Below are 1,515 nucleotides of genomic sequence, written 5' to 3' on the forward strand. Positions count from 1 at the left end.
GCGCACAGCGCATCGCGCGCGTCGGCGCGCTTGGGCACGGCGCCGAGGCGCAGGCGCGGGTGGTCGGCGGTGGGCAGGTCCTTCAGCGAGTGCACGACCACGTCGCACTCCCCCGCGACGAGGGCTTCGCGCAGCGCGGCCGCGAACACGCCCGTGCCGCCGATCGACTGCAGCGACGCCCGCGACGTGTCGCCCTGCGTGGTGACGGTGACGATCTCGATGTCGGCGTTCGCGGCCTTGCCGAGGCGCTCGGCGATCTGGTTCGTCTGGGCGAGCGCGAGCGCGCTGCCCCGCGTCCCGACGCGGATCACGTCGCGCTGCGCGGCCGCGGCGGTCACGGCGCGATCCCCGCGAGGGCCGGCTTGAAGCCGAGTCGCACGTTCTCGCAGCAGCCCGGTCGGCAGACGTCGTACCAGGGGCCGAGCTCGGTGGCGTGCGGCCGCTCCGCGGCGGGCGTTCCGTTCACGCGCTCGAGCACGAGGTCGACGAGGCCGGCGACGTACGCCGGGTGCACGCCGGGCGTGGGCACGCGGACCGCGGCGAGGCCGTGCTCCTCGGCCGTCTCCATGGCCTCCTCGTCGAGGTCCCACATGACCTCCATGTGGTCGCTCACGAAGCCGAGCGGCACGATCACGACGGCCTTCCGGCCTGCGGCGGGCAGCTCGGCGATCGCGTCGTTGACGTCGGGCTCGAGCCACGGCTGCGTCGGGGGGCCGGAGCGCGACTGGTAGACGAGCTGCCACGGCACGTCGCCGGCGCCCGCCTCGCGCATCACGACCTCCGCGACCGCCCGGTGCTGGGCCGCATAGGCGCCGCCTTCGCCGAACCCGCGCTCCGCGGGGCCCGACCGGTCGGCGTCCGTCGTCGGGATCGAGTGGGTCGCGAACAGCACCTCGACATCGGTCGTGGGGTCGAAGCCCTCGTGATCGGCCTCGAGCTTCGCGATCGCCTCGCGCACCCCCTCGACGAACGGGGCGACGAAGCCGGGGTGGTCGAAGAACTGCCGGACCTTGTCGATCCGGATGACACCACCCAGGCCGGTGTCCTCCAGCGCGTCCGCGAAGTCCTCGCGGTACTGGCGGCAGCTCGAGTACGACGAGTAGGCGCTCGTGGCGACCGCGATGAGCTTCGTGAAGCCCCGCTCGCCCGCCTCGCGCAGCGCGTCGTTCATGTACGGGTCCCAGTTGCGGTTGCCCCAGATGACCGGCAGGTCGATGCCGCGCCCGGCCAGCTCGGCCTCGAGCGCGGCCTTCAGTTCGCGGTTGTGCTCGTTGATCGGGCTCACGCCGCCGAAGTGGCGGTAGTGGTGCGCGACCTCCTCGAGGCGCTCGTCGGGGATGCCGCGGCCGCGCGTCACGTTCCGGAGGAACGGGATCACGTCGTCCTGGCCTTCGGGCCCGCCGAAGCCGGCGAGCAGGATCGCGTCGTAGGCGACGGGCGTCTCCACGTGCGCGGGGCCGGCCTGCGCGGGCTCGGTCGCGCCGGGCACGACCGCGCCGGGGGCGAGCGGGGCGG

The 1,515-nt window shown here is 74.2% G+C and carries 1 protein-coding gene and 1 pseudogene; both read right to left on the bottom strand.

Features of this window, described 5'->3' with window-relative positions; genetic code table 11:
• Positions 1-338: pseudogene (locus ESO86_RS16800) on the bottom strand (hydroxymethylbilane synthase); the annotation flags it as partial.
• Positions 335-1,489, bottom strand: a complete 1,155-nt coding sequence (locus ESO86_RS16805) for a ferrochelatase (RefSeq protein WP_129235941.1) — start codon at positions 1,487-1,489, stop codon at positions 335-337. The gene ESO86_RS16805 and the pseudogene ESO86_RS16800, both read right to left, overlap by 4 nt.
• Positions 1,490-1,515: the final 26 nt, after the last annotated feature.

It is taken from the genome of Agromyces binzhouensis (genome assembly GCF_004135055.1).
Lineage (GTDB): Bacteria > Actinomycetota > Actinomycetes > Actinomycetales > Microbacteriaceae > Agromyces > Agromyces binzhouensis.